Annotated in this window: 19 protein-coding genes; 12 read left to right on the top strand and 7 right to left on the bottom strand. The window is 64.6% G+C overall.

Translation table 11 applies throughout. The annotated features are described in order from the left end of the window. Positions 1-50: 50 nt before the first annotated feature. The 3 genes from BT125_RS00955 to BT125_RS00945 form a co-directional block, all read right to left on the bottom strand. Entirely contained in the window at positions 51-455 is a 405-nt protein-coding gene (locus tag BT125_RS00955; RefSeq protein ID WP_072404487.1) for a cupin domain-containing protein, read from the bottom strand. Positions 456-752: 297 nt separating this feature from the next. Further along, positions 753-1046, bottom strand: a complete 294-nt coding sequence (locus BT125_RS00950) for a putative quinol monooxygenase (protein WP_072404485.1) — start codon at positions 1044-1046, stop codon at positions 753-755. A 121-nt stretch (positions 1047-1167) separates the two neighbouring features. Next, positions 1168-2601, bottom strand: coding sequence for a MocR-like pyridoxine biosynthesis transcription factor PdxR (locus tag BT125_RS00945; protein ID WP_072404483.1), 1434 nt, complete (start codon positions 2599-2601; stop codon positions 1168-1170). A 195-nt stretch (positions 2602-2796) separates the two neighbouring features. Between BT125_RS00945 and BT125_RS00940 the strand changes: the two genes are divergently transcribed. Then, a complete protein-coding gene (locus BT125_RS00940) occupies positions 2797-3237 on the top strand; it encodes a carboxymuconolactone decarboxylase family protein (protein ID WP_072404481.1) in 441 nt (146 codons plus the stop codon). A 56-nt stretch (positions 3238-3293) separates the two neighbouring features. Here BT125_RS00940 and BT125_RS00935 read toward each other — a convergent pair whose 3' ends face one another. Further along, entirely contained in the window at positions 3294-3620 is a 327-nt protein-coding gene (locus BT125_RS00935; RefSeq protein ID WP_072404478.1) for a hypothetical protein, read from the bottom strand. A 205-nt stretch (positions 3621-3825) separates the two neighbouring features. On the opposite strand from BT125_RS00935, the gene BT125_RS00930 reads away from it, so the two are divergent. From BT125_RS00930 to BT125_RS00920, 3 genes are read left to right on the top strand one after another with little or no spacing between them, the layout of a single operon-like run. Further along, positions 3826-4458, top strand: coding sequence for a TonB C-terminal domain-containing protein (locus tag BT125_RS00930; RefSeq protein WP_072404476.1), 633 nt, complete (start codon positions 3826-3828; stop codon positions 4456-4458). After that, the gene (locus BT125_RS00925; RefSeq protein WP_072404474.1) at positions 4455-5000 is read left to right on the top strand and encodes a sigma-70 family RNA polymerase sigma factor; all 546 of its coding nucleotides are present in this window, start codon (positions 4455-4457) and stop codon (positions 4998-5000) included. Before BT125_RS00930 ends, BT125_RS00925 begins: the two co-directional genes overlap by 4 nt. Before the next feature lie 37 nt (positions 5001-5037). Continuing rightward, positions 5038-5979 (top strand): FecR family protein, encoded by a 942-nt coding sequence (locus BT125_RS00920; RefSeq protein ID WP_072404942.1) that lies wholly within the window; start codon positions 5038-5040, stop codon positions 5977-5979. Positions 5980-6133: 154 nt separating this feature from the next. Here the strand turns inward: BT125_RS00920 and BT125_RS00915 are convergent, their stop codons facing one another. Beyond that, entirely contained in the window at positions 6134-6745 is a 612-nt protein-coding gene (locus BT125_RS00915; protein WP_072404472.1) for a PulJ/GspJ family protein, read from the bottom strand. Further along, positions 6742-7194, bottom strand: a complete 453-nt coding sequence (gspH, locus tag BT125_RS00910) for a type II secretion system minor pseudopilin GspH (RefSeq protein ID WP_072404470.1) — start codon at positions 7192-7194, stop codon at positions 6742-6744. The genes BT125_RS00915 and gspH overlap by 4 nt, the downstream gene beginning before the upstream one ends. Before the next feature lie 117 nt (positions 7195-7311). Here gspH and BT125_RS00905 point away from each other — a divergent pair, with 117 nt between their 5' ends. Further along, on the top strand, positions 7312-7755 hold the full coding sequence (locus BT125_RS00905) for a type II secretion system protein N (RefSeq protein ID WP_072404468.1): 444 nt from the start codon (positions 7312-7314) through the stop codon (positions 7753-7755). 111 nt (positions 7756-7866) lie between these two features. Here BT125_RS00905 and gspI read toward each other — a convergent pair whose 3' ends face one another. Next, positions 7867-8241: a type II secretion system minor pseudopilin GspI gene (gspI, locus tag BT125_RS00900; RefSeq protein ID WP_072404466.1), complete on the bottom strand. Its 375-nt coding sequence runs from the start codon at positions 8239-8241 to the stop codon at positions 7867-7869. 148 nt (positions 8242-8389) lie between these two features. Here gspI and gspG point away from each other — a divergent pair, with 148 nt between their 5' ends. From gspG to gspF, 7 genes are all read left to right on the top strand, one after another. Further along, entirely contained in the window at positions 8390-8839 is a 450-nt protein-coding gene (gspG, locus tag BT125_RS00895; protein WP_060742020.1) for a type II secretion system major pseudopilin GspG, read from the top strand. 8 nt (positions 8840-8847) lie between these two features. Further along, positions 8848-9834, top strand: a complete 987-nt coding sequence (gene gspK, locus BT125_RS00890) for a type II secretion system minor pseudopilin GspK (RefSeq protein WP_072404464.1) — start codon at positions 8848-8850, stop codon at positions 9832-9834. Beyond that, positions 9831-10991, top strand: a complete 1161-nt coding sequence (gspL, locus tag BT125_RS00885; protein WP_072404462.1) for a type II secretion system protein GspL — start codon at positions 9831-9833, stop codon at positions 10989-10991. The genes gspK and gspL overlap by 4 nt, the downstream gene beginning before the upstream one ends. Continuing rightward, complete coding sequence (gene gspM, locus BT125_RS00880) at positions 10984-11559, top strand: type II secretion system protein GspM (protein WP_072404460.1); 576 nt, start codon at positions 10984-10986, stop codon at positions 11557-11559. The genes gspL and gspM overlap by 8 nt, the downstream gene beginning before the upstream one ends. Further along, a complete protein-coding gene (gene gspD / locus BT125_RS00875) occupies positions 11556-13919 on the top strand; it encodes a type II secretion system secretin GspD (protein WP_072404458.1) in 2364 nt (787 codons plus the stop codon). The genes gspM and gspD overlap by 4 nt, the downstream gene beginning before the upstream one ends. A 169-nt stretch (positions 13920-14088) precedes the next feature. Beyond that, positions 14089-15507 (top strand): type II secretion system ATPase GspE, encoded by a 1419-nt coding sequence (gene gspE, locus BT125_RS00870; RefSeq protein ID WP_072404456.1) that lies wholly within the window; start codon positions 14089-14091, stop codon positions 15505-15507. Then, positions 15507-16718, top strand: coding sequence for a type II secretion system inner membrane protein GspF (gene gspF, locus BT125_RS00865; protein ID WP_072404455.1), 1212 nt, complete (start codon positions 15507-15509; stop codon positions 16716-16718). The genes gspE and gspF overlap by 1 nt, the downstream gene beginning before the upstream one ends. The last annotated feature ends 494 nt before the right edge of the window (positions 16719-17212 follow it).

Below are 17212 nucleotides of genomic sequence, written 5' to 3'. Positions count from 1 at the left end.
CCGCCGTCTTCGCGAGCAAGCCCGCTCCCACAGGGGATTGCGTTGATCCGTTAGTTCTTCAGCGGTATCAACACCGCTTCATCCTCTCCCATCACCATGAACACCAGCAATTTCGCCGGTTGGCTCGTGCTGGCGTTTTTCGACACCAGGTGCTCGGAACCCGCCGCTTCATACCAGAACTCCCCGGCCTTGTAGGTCTTGGCCAGCTCGCCCTTGACCTGGGAGGTGATAGCGCCTTCCAGCACATAGGCCATGGCTGTGCCTTCATGCTTATGGGCGATGGACGACTGGCCCGGGGCATAGTTGACGGTCAGCATCATGGCTTTTTTGCCTGGAACGTTTTTCAGCAGTTGTTCCTGCAACACCGTGACCTTCTCCGAAGGCGTGGCTTCGTGGGCGTAGGTTTGGGTAACGGGCAGCAGGCTGAGGGCGGCGATCAGATAGAGGTTTTTCATGGGGCATGGACCTTGGTGGTTTCGAGTGATTTCGCGCTGTCGCGGCGATGGGCTCACCCTAAGCCCCCAGGTGGAGCAAACAAACGTCCAATCTTTCGGAAGGTGGGTAGACCAATGGGCGGGCGGAGCATTTCCATCAGGCTGGCTCGTACCCGTGGCGAGGGAGCTTGCTCCCGCTGGGTGGCGAAGCCGCCCCAACCGGAACGCCGCCACTGTCCAGGCAGACCGCATCAGCCGGTTTACGACTGCTGCGCAGCCGAGCGGGAGCAAGCTCCCTCGCCACAGGGGTACGAGCGCTCAGACAACCGGAAAGCTATTGAAATCCACGCTTCGGGCCAGGCGGTTATCGATCAGGCTGATGAAACCTTGCACTTCCGGACAGTTGAAGTGGGCTTGCATGGCCGCTTCCGATTGCCAGCGGGCGCTGACATTCCAGCGGTCGCCATCGTCCGGGCAACGGTCGACCAAGTAGGCATCACAGCCTGGCAGGGCGCGCAGGGTTTCGACGATCTGCTGCAATTGCCGGCCCAGTTCTTCCGAGCGACCGGCGGCGGCTTGCACCTGTACGGTATTGATCACTTGGCGAGACATTGTTTCAGGCTCCTGAATCAAGTCGGACGGGGGTGTTCACTCGCAATGACACCCTTGCAGGATAGGCCTGGCGACGCGAGGCTCAAACAGCCAATGGGCGGATAAATGCCCAGTCCAATCCTCAGGCCACCTGCTGCAGAATGTCGCGCAAACGGTCGAGGGCGATGTCGATGTCCAGGGTTTCGATAGCACCGAAACCGAAAAACAGGCCCGGCCGCACGGGCACATCATTGAAAAAACCGTCGAGGCTGTAGAGCCCGACCTCGGCTTTTTTCGCCAGCTCGATCACCAGCGCCAGGTCCACCGGGACCTTGCACAACACCGCCATATGAAAGCCCGCGGTGGTGGGCACGGCCTCGAACCAGGGCGACAGGTCCCCGGCCATGCGCGCCAGGATCCGTTCGCGACGCCCGGCGTACAGGGTGTGGCAGCGGCGGATGTGCTTGAGCAGGCAGCCCTCGGCGATGAACTTGGCCAGTGCCCATTGGGGCAGGGTGGAGGTGTGCTGGTCGGTGAGACGCTTGGCCAGGATCACCGCTTCAAGGATCGCCGGCGGCAGGATCGCGTAGCCAAGCCGCAGCTCCGGCAGCAGGGTTTTGGAGAAGGTACCGACGTACGCGACGATCCCGCGCTCATCCAGGCTCTGCAATGAATCGGCGGGCCGGCCTTCGTAGCGGAATTCGCTGTCGTAGTCGTCTTCGATGATGATCGCCCCCAACTCATAGGCCCGGGCCAGCAAGGCCGCGCGGCGGGCCTGGCTCATGGGCATGCCCAGGGGAAACTGGTGGGAGGGCGTCACATAAATCAACCGCGTGCCGTCGGGGATCAGGTCTACCCGCATGCCTTGCTCGTCCACTGGCACCCCGGCCACCGTGGCGCCCTGGGAGCCGAACAACAAGCGCGCCGGCGGATACCCCGGATCTTCCATGGCCACCAGGCTGCCGGGACGGGTCAACACCCGTGAGATCAGGTCCAGGGCCTGTTGCGCACCGTTGCACACCACGACGTCTTCGTCCTGGCAATTGACCCCGCGGGAAAACGCGATGTGCCGGGCAATGGCATTGCGCAGCGACGGCAGGCCTTCGGGCTGGCTGTAGAAACCCTTGGCACTGGCGATCTGGCGTAGCGCGTAGGCAGTGCAGCGCCGCCAGTCGTCCAGCGGAAACTGGCCCTTGCCGGTGGCGCCGCCGATGAAGTCGTAGCGCAACGCACCTTCGAGGGTGGGGTGGCGCATGAGGTCCGGCATGGTGCGCCAGGCCTCGACGACATCGGCCCCGGCCAGTTCGCGGTGGCTTTGCTTGCGCACGACTTTGGCCGGACGTGCATTGACGTAGGTGCCTTTGCCGATGATGCCGGTGAGGAAGTTCTCGTAGGTCAGTTGGGCGTAGGTGTCGGAGACGGTCTTGCGCGAGACACCCAGTTGCTCGGCCAGCAGGCGACTGGGCGGCAGTTGGGTGCCGGCGGCCAGGCGGCCGCTCTCGATGGCGCTGCGCAATTGTTGATACAGCTGGCCCGACAGGTCCTTGCGGCCGTTGATGACAACATGAAGTTCCATACCCGTAAGCTCCTGGGCGATTGTTCGGCGGCCAGCGTCAAAGGCGCAAGATTACCCGCATTGTGCGACTGCATAGAAGTTGCGTGGGGAAAATCCCGTCCATTGGACTTGTCCCCGGTTTTTTCGCCGAATTGGACCTGTCATTGCCCGTCACCAGGGCCTACCGTGAAGGTCTCGAATGCCACGGAGCCCGCCATGAGCCCGCGTCTGGATTACTACACCGCATCCCCCGGGGCCATGCGAGCCATGATCGGCCTGGAAGCCCTGACCAGTCGCCTGAGTATCGAACCAGCGCTGCTGCACCTGATCAAGATCCGCGCTTCGCAACTCAATGGCTGTGCCTTCTGCACCGACATGCATTCGGTGGAGGCGCGACGCCAGGGCGAGACCGAGCGGCGGCTCTACGCGGTGGCGGTATGGCGCGACAGCGGTTTCTTCACGGCTCGCGAACGCGCCGCCCTGGCCTGGACCGAGGCGGTGACGCTGTTGGCTGAAAGCCAGGTGCCCGATGACGTCTATGCCCAGGCCCGGGCCTGCTTCAGCGAGGAAGAACTGGTGGACCTGACCCTGGCGATCAGCACCATCAATAGCTGGAACCGGCTGGCGGTGAGTTTTCGCCAGAGTCCGGGTGGCTGAGTTTTTAGTCGTTTAGCGCCTGGCAGGCCGCTATCGCGCTTTGATGTTGGGCAAGGCTAATTGTTGCCGGGCGTCGGCGGCCGTTGGGGCTTGACCGAAGTGCCGAATGTATTGCCCATGCGCACCCCCGTGGCCGCCGGGGTGGCCAGGCCGATGCTGTTCGGTGCGCGTTCGTTGACCGGCACATTCATGGCGTCCTGGGCCTGTTGCGCCGTTTTCGCGGCCTGGGGGTCGTTGCCCATCTGCCGACTCAGGCAGTTGTAGTCGGGAGTCTTGTAACCGCCCACGGTCACCTCGATACAGGCCGGGGCTTCCTCACCCTGGGCCCAGGGCAGGGCCATGAACAGCCCAAGGCCAGCCATCATGTTCATCCACTGTTTCATCTCCGACCTCCTGGCCCGCCGCAACGGACGGTGCGTTGTCAGGGCATCAGTCTAGTGCGGCCTGGAGGATTTGTATCAGTTGTCATACGACATTCATAAACACCCCTCAGGATGACGATTTTCAACGGATACGTCAGTCGTGCAGCAGGGCAGAGCCGGGGGCGGACGCGGACATGGATTGACCTGGGCGCCCTTGGGGTGGCTGATGGTGTTGCTGTGTCTGCTGGCCGGGCCGATCCAGGCGGTTGGCCTGGTGGACCTGGACATCGCGCCCCAGGAACTGACCACGGCGCTGGAGCAGTTCAGTCGTGCGACGGGCATGGCGGTGCTGGTGGACCACCAGCTATCGAGCCGACGCCAGACGCTGGGCGTTCAGGGGCGGTTCACCCCCTCCGAAGGGTTGCGGGTGTTGCTCGGCGGCACCGGGCTGGCGGCGCATTATGCCCGGGCGGATGCGTTCACGTTGCAGCCGGTGCGGGTCCGCGAGGTGCCGCTGCCTGCCGGTGTCACCCCGGGCTTGAGTGACAGCAACTACGCGGCAGCCATCCAGACGGTCATCCAGCGCAATTTATGTCGTTCACCGTTGACCCGCCCGGGCAGTTTTCGGGCGGTGCTGCAAGTGTGGATCGGCCGGGACGGCGTGGTCCAGCACAGCCGCCTGGTCAGTTCCACGGGCGACCTGATGCGGGACAAGGCCCTGGTCAACAGTTTGCAGAACCTCAGGATCGACCGTCCGGCGCCCAGTTCGTTGCGCCAGCCGGTGACCCTGCTTTTGTTACCCGACTCATCAGGAAAAAGCATGGAATGCATGACAGGGGAAGGGGTGTCCGGGCGATGAAAGACATCGGTCGCAGTCCGTTGGTGAAGTTGTTCCTCACCTCCTATGAGGATTTCAGGGTGCGCTTGCTCAGGCGTCTGGGCTCCGAGGAACTGGCCAACGACGTGCTGCATGAAACCTACCTGCGGGTCGATCGCATGGTCGGCACACCGGACATCGCCCAGCCCAATGCCTATCTGTATCGCATGGCCCTGAACATCGCCGCCGACCGTCGGCAGGCCGATGCGCGCTTGCTCACAGGGGATGAAATCGAGGAATTGCTGCAGGTCTCGGATGAGGCGCTGGACCCGGCGCGGGTGGTCGGTGGGCAGATGGAGTTGCAGACCTTGCTCAAGGCCTTGTACGAACTGCCGGCGCGCCGTCGCAGGATTTTCATCGCCGCCCGCCTGGAAGAAGCGCCGCACCTGGAAATTTCCCAGCGCTTCGGTATTTCCACGCGCATGGTGGAGAAGGAAATCAAGGCGGCGCTGGGGCATTGTGCACTGCGCCTGGAAAGAAAAGTCATTCAGCGGTTCGGTCCCGGCGCGGGAAAACCGTCTTGAGAGTAGAGACCCGACCCTTTCATGAGTGTGTGTGCGCTTGAACATCTTCAGCATCGCTTCCCCTGATGCCACGCCCCAGGCCCGATTGGCCAGCGAGGCCCGAGATTGGCTGATCCTGCTGACCTCGGGGCGCGCCACCGTGGCCGATGCCCGGGCCTTGCGCCTGTGGTGCGGGCAAAGTCCCGAACATGCGCAAGCCTTTGAACAGGCCAAGGCGCTGTGGCATGGGCTGCAACCCGCCGCCGCAGCGTTGCAGGCGCCTCGGCATTTTGGCCGTCGGGCGTTGTTGGGGGGCGCCATCGCGGCATCGGCGGCCTTCCTGCTGATCCGCGCCACGGTGCCCGGCGGTGTTTCCGGGCTGGGGGCCGACTACATCACCGACGTCGGCGAACAGCGCCGAGTGGAATGGGTCGAGGGCGTCAGCCTGGAGCTCAACACTCAGACCCGTCTCAGCCGCCGCGCGCTGGCCGATGGCGGACAAGGGTTGGAATTGCTCAGTGGCGAAATTGAAGTGCAGGGGCGCAGTGCCCAGGTGGTCAGCGTCCAGGCCGGCGCTGGCTGGATCAGCGCCGCCCGGGCACGCTTCAACATTCGCTACACCGACCAGAGCGTCTGTGCGACCTGTCTGGAGGGCGTGGTGCAGGTCGAGGTGCAAGGCCAGCGGTTTCGCCTGGAGTCGGGCATGCAACTGACTTACGAGCCTCACCAGGTGGGCGCGCCCAAGCGTGCCGATGTGTCGGCCGCCATTGCCTGGCGTGAACAGGTCCTGGTGTTCAACGACGCGACCCTGGCCAGCGTCATCGATGAAATCAACCGCTACCGTCCCGGTATGTTGCTGCTGTTCAACCAAGAACTGGGCCAGCGCAAGGTCCAGGCACGGTTTCGCCTCGACCAGTTGGCGGGCGTCGCGCTGTTGATCCGCGATGCCTATGGCGCCAAATGCACCGAATTGCCGGGTGGGGTGGTGGTGCTGAGCTGAGGCCGGCGGTGCCTGGCGGGCCTCATCGCGAGCAAGCTCGCTCCCGCAAGGGCCCAAAACTTGAGGTCACCCGGTAACCCTGTGGGAGCGAGCTTGCTCGCGATGGGGCCGGTACATTCGACATCATCCTTGAAAGACCCACCGCTATCGCGAGCTAATCCAGGGGCCCCAGCACCTGTCGATAGGTTTCGGCTCCCTGAGGTGTCTGGCGAGTCAGGCTGACTTCGATACCCGTCGGGTTTTCCTGGCGGTTGCCGCTGAGTTTGCGCCAGCCTTTTTCCGTGTCCCAGTACCGCAGGCCGGCGTCGCTGACGTCACTGAGCACGGCCACGCCCGCGCCGGGTGCGGACAGAGGGTAGCGATTGCGGGCCTGGCCCTGGGCGCGGTAAAGCGTGTCGCCCTTGAGCCACCAGCGCACCCGTTGCAGCTCGCCTTCCTGGGCCGCCGCCACGCGGATCACATCCAGGCGAAAGCCCCGACCTTCGGTGCTGCGCACGGTGAGGGCGGGAGGGGCGGTCGAGGGCTGGTCGTCGATGCCGGGTTTGACCGGTTCACTCAGCTCGATGCTGGCGCGCAGGGCCACGTCGCGCTCCAGTTGGTTCAACGCCCGCAGCAGCGCTTCGGTCTGTTCGGTACTGGCCTGCAAATGGCTGTCGGCACGGGTCACGCTGTCCAGCCCGCGCCAGGCGATCAGGCTGACCACCGCCATCAGCAGGATCGCCACCATCACCTCCAGCAAGGTGAAGCCTTTCTCCCGGGCGCTCATTGGAGTTGCACCCGCCCGGCGGCGCTGCGTTGCACAGTGAGACTGTTCTGGCCGTCCGACAAACGGATCTGCAAGGGTTCGCCGATCCATTCGGCATTCAACACGACCCGCTGCCTGGGCTCCACGCGAACCTCCATCGACGGACTCTGCCAGCGACGTCGGCGCAGTTGCGGGTCGTCCTCGAAGCGATCGATCCCGGTGCCCCGGTCCGCGCGGCGACTGAAGCCAAAGCCCTTGGCATCCCAGCGCCAGGTAATCGGCCGTCCGTCGGTGCGTGCTTCGGTCTGGGCCAGTTGCAACAGCTGCACCAGCCGTTCGCCATCCTGGCGCAGCAACTTCAACGGGTCCGGCTTGATGCTCAGGCTCACGGCGGCACTGGCGATGCCGATGATCACCAGCACCACCATCAATTCGATCAGGGTAAAACCGCGTTGCTTGCCGAGGTTCATGTGCGCTCCTTTGCGTGAGCGTCATCCTGCACGGTGAAGATGATAGGGATGTGAAATAAAACGGAGAGAATTGACGCGTACGCTGCAAGTTGGAATCAAAAAAAGGAGATTCAGGCCATGGCGTTCATCGAGCGTGTGTCCCCGGCACAAATCGTCCAAGTCGTGGGCTTGTTGGCGGCCTTGGCCGGGGTGGCGACCTGGTCTTCGCTGCTGCTCACGTCGGCCGAGTCGCGCACGCCGGACGTCGCCCCGCAGCGCATGGCCGAGCGCTCCGATAACCCGGCGTTGCAATGGTTCTCCAACCAGCCGGCACCGGTGGACATCAAGGTCAGCGGCGTGATGGCCGGCACCCACGCCGCCGTGGCGATCCTCAGCCTCAACGACGGGCCGCCGCGCAGTTTCCTGGTGGGGGAACGCGTGGCCCAGGGAGTACGGCTGGTGGCGATCGAGGCGCAGGCGGTGGTCATCGAACGTGGCAGCGAACAGACCCGACTGGTCCTGGCCCGGTTGCCGGATTCGGTGAGTTTGCCGTCCCTGACACGCCCCGCAAATCAGCGCTGAACCTCTGTGGCGAGGGAGCTTGCTCCCGCTCGGTTGCGCAGCAACCGCAAGATTTTGGGGCCGCTTCGCGACCCAGCGGGAGCAGCTCCCTCGCCACAGGGGGATCTGCCTTTATTTTTCCCGGCTGACCAACGTCTCCAGCCGCGCCAACGGCGGTGCTTCGCGACTGCGGTCCGACACGCTCAGTTCAACCCGCAGCAGCCGGCCGTTTTCCGCCGGGCGCAGGGTCTGTTCGCAGCGCAGCAGCAAGCGCCCCTGGTCGCACTCGAACACTTTGGAACCCTGGGCAAAACGGCCTTCCAGGCGCAACTGCGCCAGTTGGCTGCGAGCGGCCAGCAGGGCGATGGACTTGTCCCGCAGCAGGCCGTTGCTCTGGGTCATCACCGCCGCCACGCGCACGGCGGCCGACATGGCCACGGCGATGATCGCCAGGGCCACCAGCACTTCGATCAGGGTGAAGCCGGCTTGCGGAGCAGGGCGTGACATGGCGCGGGCTCGGGTGCGAGGGCAGCCTTGAAGGGTAGCCGGCGTTCGTGACCGATTGACGACGCAAGCTCCTGAGCAATTTCAATATCACTGACATATTTTCTTGCAACACTGCGCCTCGAATCGAATCCAGCGAAGGACCGTCGAGATGCAGATTGCCCGTTACAACGCCCGTTCCCAAGGACCTCGCGGGCAGCGGGGTTTCACCCTGATCGAAATCATGGTCGTGGTGGTGATCCTCGGCATCCTGGCTGCGATGGTGGTGCCCAAGGTCCTCGACCGTCCCGACCAGGCACGGGCAACGGCGGCGAAACAGGACATTGGCGGCCTGATGCAAGCCTTGAAGCTGTATCGCCTGGACCACGGCAGTTACCCGAGCATGAACCAGGGCCTCAAGGTGCTGGTGGAGAAACCGGCCGATGCGAAAAACGGCACCTGGCGTTCCTACCTCGAACGCCTGCCCAACGACCCGTGGGGCCGCCCCTACAACTACCTCAACCCTGGTGCCAACGGCGAAGTCGATATCTTTTCCCTGGGGGCCGACGGCCAGCCCGATGGCGACGGTGTGAATGCCGACATTGGCTCTTGGCAGTTGTAAGGGCCGTGATGCGAACGGATTCGCCCCTCGCGGCGAAGCAGCGCGGCATGGCGGTGATCAGTGCCTTGCTGATCGCCGCCGTGGTGGCGGTCATCGCCGGCGGCATGCTGACTCGCCAGACCCTGTTCACTCGCAGCCTGGAGGCCGAGCAGTTGCGTGTCCAGGGCTCGGCGCGGTTGCAGGGTGGCCTGCAACTGAGTCGCCAGTTGCTCTGGGATGCCCGGCAGCGCGATCCACTGACGCGCTTCGGCCAACCTTGGGCCAAACCCATCGTGATACCGGGTTCAGGCCAGATCGACACACCGTTCGAAGGTCAGTTGGAAGATGAGCAAGGCAAGTTCAACCTGCGCAACCTCGTCGCCAATGAACGCATGGATGAGGAACAAGTGCGCGCCTTCGAACGCCTGTGCCAGCAATTGGGCGTGGCCGCGACGGTTCGCACGCGTATCGTCGACAGGGTGGTCGAGGCTTATCCGCGCCTGCTGAATCCGCAGCGGGTGGACCAGGCGCCAAAGGCCACTACCTTCAATAGTGGCCGCGAAACGTCGCCCCAGGCCGACAACACGCCGGTGGCGCCGACGCGCCCGATGCTGCGCACCTTGCAAGACTTGCGCAGCGTCAAAGGCGTCACCACGGGGTTACTGGACACACTGGCGCCTTACGTCACGATCCTGCCCACCAACACCTGGCTCAATGGCAACACCGCCAGTGCCCCGGTGCTGGCCGCCTACGTGCCGGGGCTGTCGCTGCAACGGGCCGAGGCACTGGTCAGGGAGCGTGACGGCGGCCATTGGTTTATCAACCGCGGGGATTTCGTCAATCGCCTGCGCATGCCAGAGCTGGAGACCGCCAGCGTCAAGGTCGGCATCACCAGCGACTGGTTCCGCCTGCGGGGGCAGGCGCGCAGTGGTCAACGGCGGGTCGAACTGGAGGCTTTGCTGCAACGCACCGAGGACCGCTTGCCCCAGGTGATCTGGTCAAGGGTGGGCGTATGACGCGCTTGCGCATCGCCCTGGCGCCGCTGGGCAGCCTGGACCTCGACAGCCCGGTGGCGTTTGCCTGGCTGGATCGCCAGGGCCAGGTCCTCGAGCAAGGCCGCAGCAGCCTTCGGGCGTTGGGCCAGGGCGCTAAAAACCTTTCGGTGGAGTGTTTCCTTCATCCCCGTGACAGCGTGTTGACCCGCCTGGAGTTGCCGCTGTTGCCGACGGCCAAGATCACTGCTGCGGTGACCTGCGCGGCCCAGGCCCTGATGCTCGGAACCAGCGAACACATGCAGGTGGCCCATAGCCCACGAGGCATGGACGGGCAGGTGCAGATCGCCTGGATGGACCGTGAATCCCTCGCCAATCTGGGGTGGCTTGTGCACCAGGCCGGCATGAAACTGCGCGGCCTCTACCCGGCGGCCTACGCCTTGCCGGTGCTGTCGGGGCCGGTGGCCTGTATCGACGACGACCATCTGCTGGTGCGCCATGACCTGCAGCACGCCGTGGTGCAACCGTTGCAGAAGGAGGCGCTGGACGAGTGGCTGCTGGAAACGGGGGCCGGGCTGCACTGGATCGGCGACGCGCCGCCCCAATCTTCCCTCGACACCTTGGCTGAAAGCCAACGCTGGACTGGCCCTGCACCGGGCTGGGGCTTGCATGCCGGTCTTGCACGCAACGCCGTCAAGCGCGGTGGTTGGGGCCGGGCGGCGGCGATCTGCGCGACTGCGCTGGTGGTGTGGGTGGTCGGGTTGAACCTCTACGCCGCCCGCGAAGCGGCCCAGGGCCAACGGCTCAAGGCGCAGATGAGCCAGCGGGTGAAACAGGCGTTTCCCGAGTTGCCGGTGATCCTCAACCCATTGCAACAGGCACGCCAGCAAATCGCTGCGCGCCAGAGCGGTGCGGCGACCGATCCGGCCCAACGCTTTGCCAGCCTGGTGCAGCAAGCGGGCAGCGCCATTCCGTTCATGAGCGGCAATGTCCAGGCGTTGGTGTTCGAGAACGGTGAATTGCGCCTGACTGTCGTGGCCGAGGCGCAGAAAACCGCCGCCGAAGAGGATTGGAAAATCCCCCTGGCCCAGGCCGGCATCGACGTCGCCGCCATCGACCAGGGCTGGCGTCTGCGGGTGGCCCCCACCGACCAGGGTACGCAGGACGCCGACGATGAATAAGCACACCCTGGCACTGGCGCGGGTCCGTTGGCAAACCTTTAGCACGCGTTTGCGCACGTTCTGGCAGGGGCTTGCCGTGCGCGAACAAGCCGCCGTGGCCCTGGCCGCGCTGGTGTTGGGCGGTTGTCTGGTCTGGCTCGCGCTGATCCAGCCACCGCTCAAGACCATCGCCTACTGGCAAGCCGAAACCCCGAAGCTGCGATCGCAGACCGAGGCTCTCGAAGTGCTGTTGCGTGACGTCGCGGGGCCGGTACAAGACCAGCCCCTCGAAGCCGCGTTGCGCCAGAGCCTGGACGCCAGCGGCTTGAGCCAGCACTACCAATTGCAAGTGCCCGGCACCGAGCACCCTAGCGCCTGGCAGCTCACGTTCGACCAGGCCCCGGCGGAGGCGGTCATCAGCTGGCTGCTGGGCAACCCGCGGCAATTCTCCCTGGAAGTGATCGAGGCCCGTTTGCAGCGCACCGCCCTTGCCAATCCCGATAACCACGACAACCTCGACAACAGCGCCGGCACATTGTCCGGAACCGTTCGCATGGATCAGGCGCAAAGCGCTAAGGAAGCTTCATGAAAGGGGCCCGATACCCACGTCATTGGCGCAAGGCCGCGCCGCTGTTGTTGCTGGTGTTGAGTGCGTGCAACAACACGCCACCCGCGTCGCAGCCACCGTTGCTGGTGGACAGCGAGCTGGGTATTCCATTGGGGAGTACCCAGCGCAGCGGCGATGCATTGCTCGATCGCCAGCGGGCCCAGGACCTGGGTGAACGCAAGCCCGCAGTGCGGCATCAGGTCGATCTCACCGCCCGTGCCCGAGAGCCGCGCAGCAATGCGCCGACGCGCACGCCCCTGGGGGATCAACCGGTGACGCTGAATTTCGTCGAGGCGGATATCCAGGCGGTGGTGCGGGCCTTGTCCCGTTCCACCGGCCAACAGTTCCTGGTGGACCCGCGGGTCAAGGGCAACCTGACGCTGGTTTCCGAAGGCCAGGTCCCGGCCCATCAGGCCTACGACATGCTGCTGGCCGCGCTGCGCATGCAAGGCTTCAGCGTGGTAGACGTGGGCGGCGTGGCCCAGGTGGTGCCGGAGGCCGATGCGAAGCTGTTGGGTGGGCCGATCTACAGCGCCGACAAACCGGCCGGCAACGGCATGCTGACGCGCACCTTCCGCCTGCAATACGAAAACGCGGTGAACCTGATCCCGGTGCTGCGCCCGATCGTGTCGCCGAACAATCCGATCAATGCCTACCCGGGCAACAACACCATTGTCGTCACCGATTACGCCGAAAACCTGTCGCGGGTGGCGCAGCTCATCGAAGGCATCGACACCCCGAGTGCCATCGACACCGATGTGGTGCCGATCCACAACGGCATCGCCGTCGACATCGCGCAAATGGTCTCTGACCTGCTGGAAACCCAGGGCGGCGACCAGACCCAGAAGATCAACGTGATCGGCGATCCGCGCTCCAATTCCATCATCATCCGCGCCGGCAGCCCCGAGCGCACGGAGCTGGCGCGCAACCTGATCTACAAGCTCGACAACGCTCAGAACAACCCGAGCAACCTGCATGTGGTGTACCTGCGCAACGCCCAGGCCGGCAAACTGGCCCAGGCCCTGCGCGGCTTGCTCACCGGGGAAAGCGAAGGCGAGAGCAACGACAACTCGCGCTCGGTGCTCAGTGGCATGGGCGCCAATACCAACGGACAGAGTGGGCAGGGCAGCAGTGGCGATGGCGCCAGTGGCACCACCAGCGGCAGTGCGTCGACCAGCGCCAACGGCTACGCCCAGGGCAGCAACGGGGCAACCTCCGCTTCGACGAAAAACGAACAGAGCACCGCTTTCAGCGCCGGCGGCGTCACCATCCAGGCCGACGCCACCACCAATACCTTGCTGATCTCCGCGCCGGACCCGCTGTACCGCAACCTGCGGGAAGTCATCGACCTGCTGGACCAGCGTCGTGCCCAAGTGGTGATCGAGAGCCTGATCGTCGAAGTCGGCGAGGACGACGCCAGCGAATTCGGCGTGCAATGGCAGACCGGCAACCTCGGTGGCAGCGGGGTGATCGGCGGGGTCAATCTCGGCGGTACGGGGCTCAACCTCAATGGCAAGACCAGCATCGATGTCTTGCCCCAGGGCCTGAACCTCGGCGTGGTCAACGGCACCGTGGACATTCCCGGCATCGGCAAGATCCTCGACCTCAAGGTCCTGGCCCGGGCCTTGAAGAGCAAAGGCGGCACCAATGTGCTGTCGACGCCGAACCTGCTGACCCTGGACAACGAAGCGGCGAGCATTTTCGTCGGCCAGACCATTCCCTTCGTCAGCGGCAGTTACGTCACGGGCGGAGGCGGCACCAGCAACAACCCGTTCCAGACCGTGACCCGCGAGGAGGTGGGTTTGAAGCTCAATGTCCGACCGCAGATTTCCGAAGGCGGGACGGTCAAGCTCGACATCTATCAGGAGGTCAGCAGCGTCGACAATCGCGCCTCGAGCACCACGGGTATCGTCACCAACAAGCGCGCCATCGACACCAGCATCCTGCTCGACGACGGACAGATCATGGTGCTCGGCGGCTTGTTGCAGGATGGCTACAGCCAGAGCAACGACGCGGTACCGTGGCTGTCGACCCTTCCCGGGATCGGCGCGCTGTTTCGCAACGAACGGCGGCAGATCACCAAGACCAACCTGATGGTGTTCCTGCGACCCTATATCATCCGCGACACGGCGGCGGGACGCGGCATCACCCTCAACCGCTACGACTTCATGCGCCGCGCCCAGGGCTTGCTGCAACCGGATCGCAGTTGGGCAATGCCGGACATGCAGGCGCCGCAACTGCCGGCCTCGGCGAGGGCGATCCCGGGGTCGCCGCCTGCCGGGCCGCAGATGCCCAGGGCGGTGATCAAGGCGGTGCCTGTAATGGAGCCGATTGGACAATGAATTCCGTGGCGAGGGAGCTTGCTCCCGCTGGGTTGCGAAGCGACCCCAAAAAGATTGCATGCCATCTGCCTGGCACACCGAGGTGCCTGGCTTTGGGGCTGCTGCGCAGCCCAGCGGGAGCAAGCTCCCTCGCCACAGTGGGTGGGTCAGTCGTAGAGGAAGTGTGCCCATGAACACCCTCCCATACGCCTGGGCCAAGGCCCAGCGCCTGGTGTTGCGCCAGTCCGAAGAGGGGGCGGTGCTGATGGTGTGCCCGTCCACGCCGGGCTGGTCCATCAGTGAAGTACGTCGTCAGTTTGGCGAAGTGCGGCTGGAGCGAGTGCGCGACGAGGAGCTCGACGGGCTGCTCAACAGTGCCTATGCCGACACCGGCAGTGCTGCCGCGGTGGTGGGCGCGGCGGAGAACGAAGTCGACCTCGACCGGCTGATGCAGGACATCCCCGAGATCACCGACCTGCTGGACACCCAGGACGGCGCGCCGGTGATTCGCATGATCAATGCCTTGCTGACCCAGGCCGCACGGGATGAGGCCAGCGACATCCACATCGAACCCTACGAGAGCCATTCGGTGGTGCGCTACCGCGTCGATGGCACCCTGCGCGATGTGGTTTCGCCGCGCAAGGCCCTGCACGGTGCGCTGGTGTCGCGGATCAAGATCATGGCCCAGCTCGACATCGCCGAAAAACGCCTGCCCCAGGACGGGCGCATCGCCTTGCGGGTGGCTGGGCGACCAATCGATATCCGCGTCTCGACAGTGCCCACCGGCCACGGCGAACGGGTGGTGATGCGGTTGCTGGACAAGCAGGCCGGGCGCCTGCAGCTGGAAACCCTGGGCATGGATCCGGACGTACTGGGCAAACTCGATCACCTGATCCGCCAGCCCCACGGCATCGTGCTGGTCACCGGCCCCACGGGCAGCGGCAAGACCACTAGCCTCTACGCCGCCCTGGCCCGGCTGGACGCCAGCGTCCACAACATCCTCACGGTGGAGGACCCGGTGGAGTACGACCTGCCGGGCATCAGCCAGATCCAGGTCAACGCCAAGATCGACATGACCTTCGCCCTGGCGTTGCGGGCGATCCTGCGCCAGGACCCGGACATCATCATGATTGGCGAAATCCGCGACCTGGAAACCGCGCAAATCGCCGTGCAGGCATCCCTCACCGGGCACCTGGTGTTGGCGACGCTGCACACCAACGACGCGGTGTCGGCCATCAACCGTCTGATCGACATGGGGGTCGAGCCGTTCCTGCTGGCCTCGTCGATGCTCGGCGTGCTGGCCCAGCGACTGGTGCGCAGGCTCTGCCCGCAGTGCAAGCAGCCGGATCCCGCCACGCCCGGCACCTGGCGTCCGGTGGGTTGCCCGAGCTGTAACCAGACCGGCTACAGCGGGCGCACCGGGATCCATGAACTGTTCTGCATCGACGATGACATCCGCTCGCTGATTCACCAGGGGGCAGGGGAGCAGGCACTGCGCGCCGCCGCTCGCCAGGCCGGCATGTTCAGCATGCGCGAGGATGGCGAGCGCTGGGTGCGCAGTGGCACCACGGCCCCTGAAGAAATCCTGCGTGTGACACGGGACGCCTGATGAATCGCTATCGTTTCGAGGCCGCCGACGCCCAGGGCAAGATCGAATCCGGGCACTTGGAAGCCGACAGCCAGGGGGCGGCCTTCAACCTGTTGCGCAGTCGCGGGCTGACGGCATTACAGGTGCAGGTCGAGCGCAACACGACGCCGGCCAATGGCGGTGGCTTGTTCAGCGCCAAACTCTCGGACAACGACTTGGCTTGGGCTACCCGGCAACTGGCAAGCCTGCTGGGCGCGAGCCTGCCGTTGGAAGCCGCGTTGAGTGCCACGGTGGAGCAGGCCGAGCGCAAGCACATCGCCCAGACCTTAAGCGCGGTGCGCGCCGATGTGCGCAGCGGCATGCGCCTGGCGGAAGCCCTGGCGGCACGCCCCCGGGATTTTCCGGAAATCTATCGGGCGTTGATTGCCGCCGGTGAAGAGTCCGGCGACCTGGCCCAGGTGATGGAGCGATTGGCGGACTACATCGAAGAGCGCAACAACCTGCGGGGCAAGATCCTCACGGCGTTCATCTACCCCGGGGTGGTGGGTCTGGTGTCGGTCGCCATCGTGATTTTCCTGCTCAGCTACGTGGTGCCCCAGGTGGTCAGTGCATTTTCCCAGGCCCGCCAGGACTTGCCCGCGCTGACCGTGGCGATGCTCACCGCCAGTGATTTCATTCGTGCCTGGGGCTGGTTGTGTTTTGGCGTGCTGGCCGGTGGGTTCTGGACCTGGCGCATGTACTTGCGCAAACCGGCGGCGCGCTTGAACTGGCACGCGCGGGTGTTGCGCCTGCCGCTGATCGGGCGATTCGTACTAGGCCTCAACACCGCGCGTTTTGCCTCCACCCTGGCGATTCTCGGCGGAGCCGGGGTGCCGTTGCTGCGAGCGCTCGAGGCCGCACGCCAGACCCTGTCCAACGACCGCCTGAGCCAGAGCGTCAGCGAGGCCACGGCCAAGGTCCGCGAAGGGGTCAACCTGGCGGCGGCGCTGCGGGTGGAAAAAGTCTTCCCGCCGGTGCTGATCCACCTGATCGCCAGCGGCGAGAAAACCGGCTGCCTGCCACCGATGCTCGAACGCGCCGCGCAAACCCTGTCCCGCGACATTGAACGCCGCGCCATGGGCATGACTGCGTTGCTGGAGCCTTTGATGATCGTGGTCATGGGCGGTGTGGTGCTGGTGATTGTCATGGCGGTGCTGTTGCCGATCATCGAGATCAATCAGTTGGTGCAATAAACCGCCCTCTACTGGTTGACACAAATCTTGTGGCAAACACCGGTCCTGTGGCGAGGGGATTTATCCCCGCTGGGCTGCGCAGCAGCCCCATGCCAGCCCAGTCAATTCATCTGATACACCGAGGCGGCAGTTGTGAAGGGCGCTTCGCACCCCAGCGGGGATAAATCCCCTCGCCACAAAAGCACACCGAGCAAAATAGATGTTGACGCCGTCAACACCTCCCGAGCCTCACCATCGCCAAACTCGGGTTCCTTGTTCTGTCATCTTCCGTCGCCCGGCAACCATCCGCCGTCATCTTCGCGACCAGCCTTTGCCGCCCTCCCGAAAAAACCGTCTGAACCCACGGCGCAGAGCCCTCGAACACCCGAGGAAAAAACCCGAAAAACAGCCCTCAGCTCCCGAGGTTTTTTCCTTTATCTGTCACCGGAAACTGCGAATTTCTAACCCATGGCCTCACCCCATCGCCACCGGCACAGGACCGAGCGCCATGACGG

Origin of the sequence: Pseudomonas sp. NFACC04-2 (assembly GCF_900119265.1) — a bacterium.
Taxonomy (GTDB): Bacteria; Pseudomonadota; Gammaproteobacteria; order Pseudomonadales; family Pseudomonadaceae; genus Aquipseudomonas; species Aquipseudomonas fluorescens_AA.
This window is presented reverse-complemented; position numbering and strand designations above follow the sequence as displayed.

What these genes read in the sequence shown, in the direction of transcription:
- BT125_RS00955 (WP_072404487.1), bottom strand. Translation starts at nt 455, where the DNA reads ATGAAAAACCTCTATCTGATCGCCGCCCTCAGCCTGCTGCCCGTTACC.
- BT125_RS00950 (WP_072404485.1), bottom strand. Translation starts at nt 1,046, where the DNA reads ATGTCTCGCCAAGTGATCAATACCGTACAGGTGCAAGCCGCCGCCGGT.
- BT125_RS00945 (WP_072404483.1), bottom strand. Translation starts at nt 2,601, where the DNA reads ATGGAACTTCATGTTGTCATCAACGGCCGCAAGGACCTGTCGGGCCAG.
- BT125_RS00940 (WP_072404481.1), top strand. Translation starts at nt 2,797, where the DNA reads ATGAGCCCGCGTCTGGATTACTACACCGCATCCCCCGGGGCCATGCGA.
- BT125_RS00935 (WP_072404478.1), bottom strand. Translation starts at nt 3,620, where the DNA reads ATGAAACAGTGGATGAACATGATGGCTGGCCTTGGGCTGTTCATGGCC.
- BT125_RS00930 (WP_072404476.1), top strand. Translation starts at nt 3,826, where the DNA reads ATGGTGTTGCTGTGTCTGCTGGCCGGGCCGATCCAGGCGGTTGGCCTG.
- BT125_RS00925 (WP_072404474.1), top strand. Translation starts at nt 4,455, where the DNA reads ATGAAAGACATCGGTCGCAGTCCGTTGGTGAAGTTGTTCCTCACCTCC.
- BT125_RS00915 (WP_072404472.1), bottom strand. Translation starts at nt 6,745, where the DNA reads ATGAGCGCCCGGGAGAAAGGCTTCACCTTGCTGGAGGTGATGGTGGCG.
- gspH (WP_072404470.1), bottom strand. Translation starts at nt 7,194, where the DNA reads ATGAACCTCGGCAAGCAACGCGGTTTTACCCTGATCGAATTGATGGTG.
- BT125_RS00905 (WP_072404468.1), top strand. Translation starts at nt 7,312, where the DNA reads ATGGCGTTCATCGAGCGTGTGTCCCCGGCACAAATCGTCCAAGTCGTG.
- gspI (WP_072404466.1), bottom strand. Translation starts at nt 8,241, where the DNA reads ATGTCACGCCCTGCTCCGCAAGCCGGCTTCACCCTGATCGAAGTGCTG.
- gspG (WP_060742020.1), top strand. Translation starts at nt 8,390, where the DNA reads ATGCAGATTGCCCGTTACAACGCCCGTTCCCAAGGACCTCGCGGGCAG.
- gspK (WP_072404464.1), top strand. Translation starts at nt 8,848, where the DNA reads ATGCGAACGGATTCGCCCCTCGCGGCGAAGCAGCGCGGCATGGCGGTG.
- gspL (WP_072404462.1), top strand. Translation starts at nt 9,831, where the DNA reads ATGACGCGCTTGCGCATCGCCCTGGCGCCGCTGGGCAGCCTGGACCTC.
- gspM (WP_072404460.1), top strand. Translation starts at nt 10,984, where the DNA reads ATGAATAAGCACACCCTGGCACTGGCGCGGGTCCGTTGGCAAACCTTT.
- gspD (WP_072404458.1), top strand. Translation starts at nt 11,556, where the DNA reads ATGAAAGGGGCCCGATACCCACGTCATTGGCGCAAGGCCGCGCCGCTG.
- gspE (WP_072404456.1), top strand. Translation starts at nt 14,089, where the DNA reads ATGAACACCCTCCCATACGCCTGGGCCAAGGCCCAGCGCCTGGTGTTG.
- gspF (WP_072404455.1), top strand. Translation starts at nt 15,507, where the DNA reads ATGAATCGCTATCGTTTCGAGGCCGCCGACGCCCAGGGCAAGATCGAA.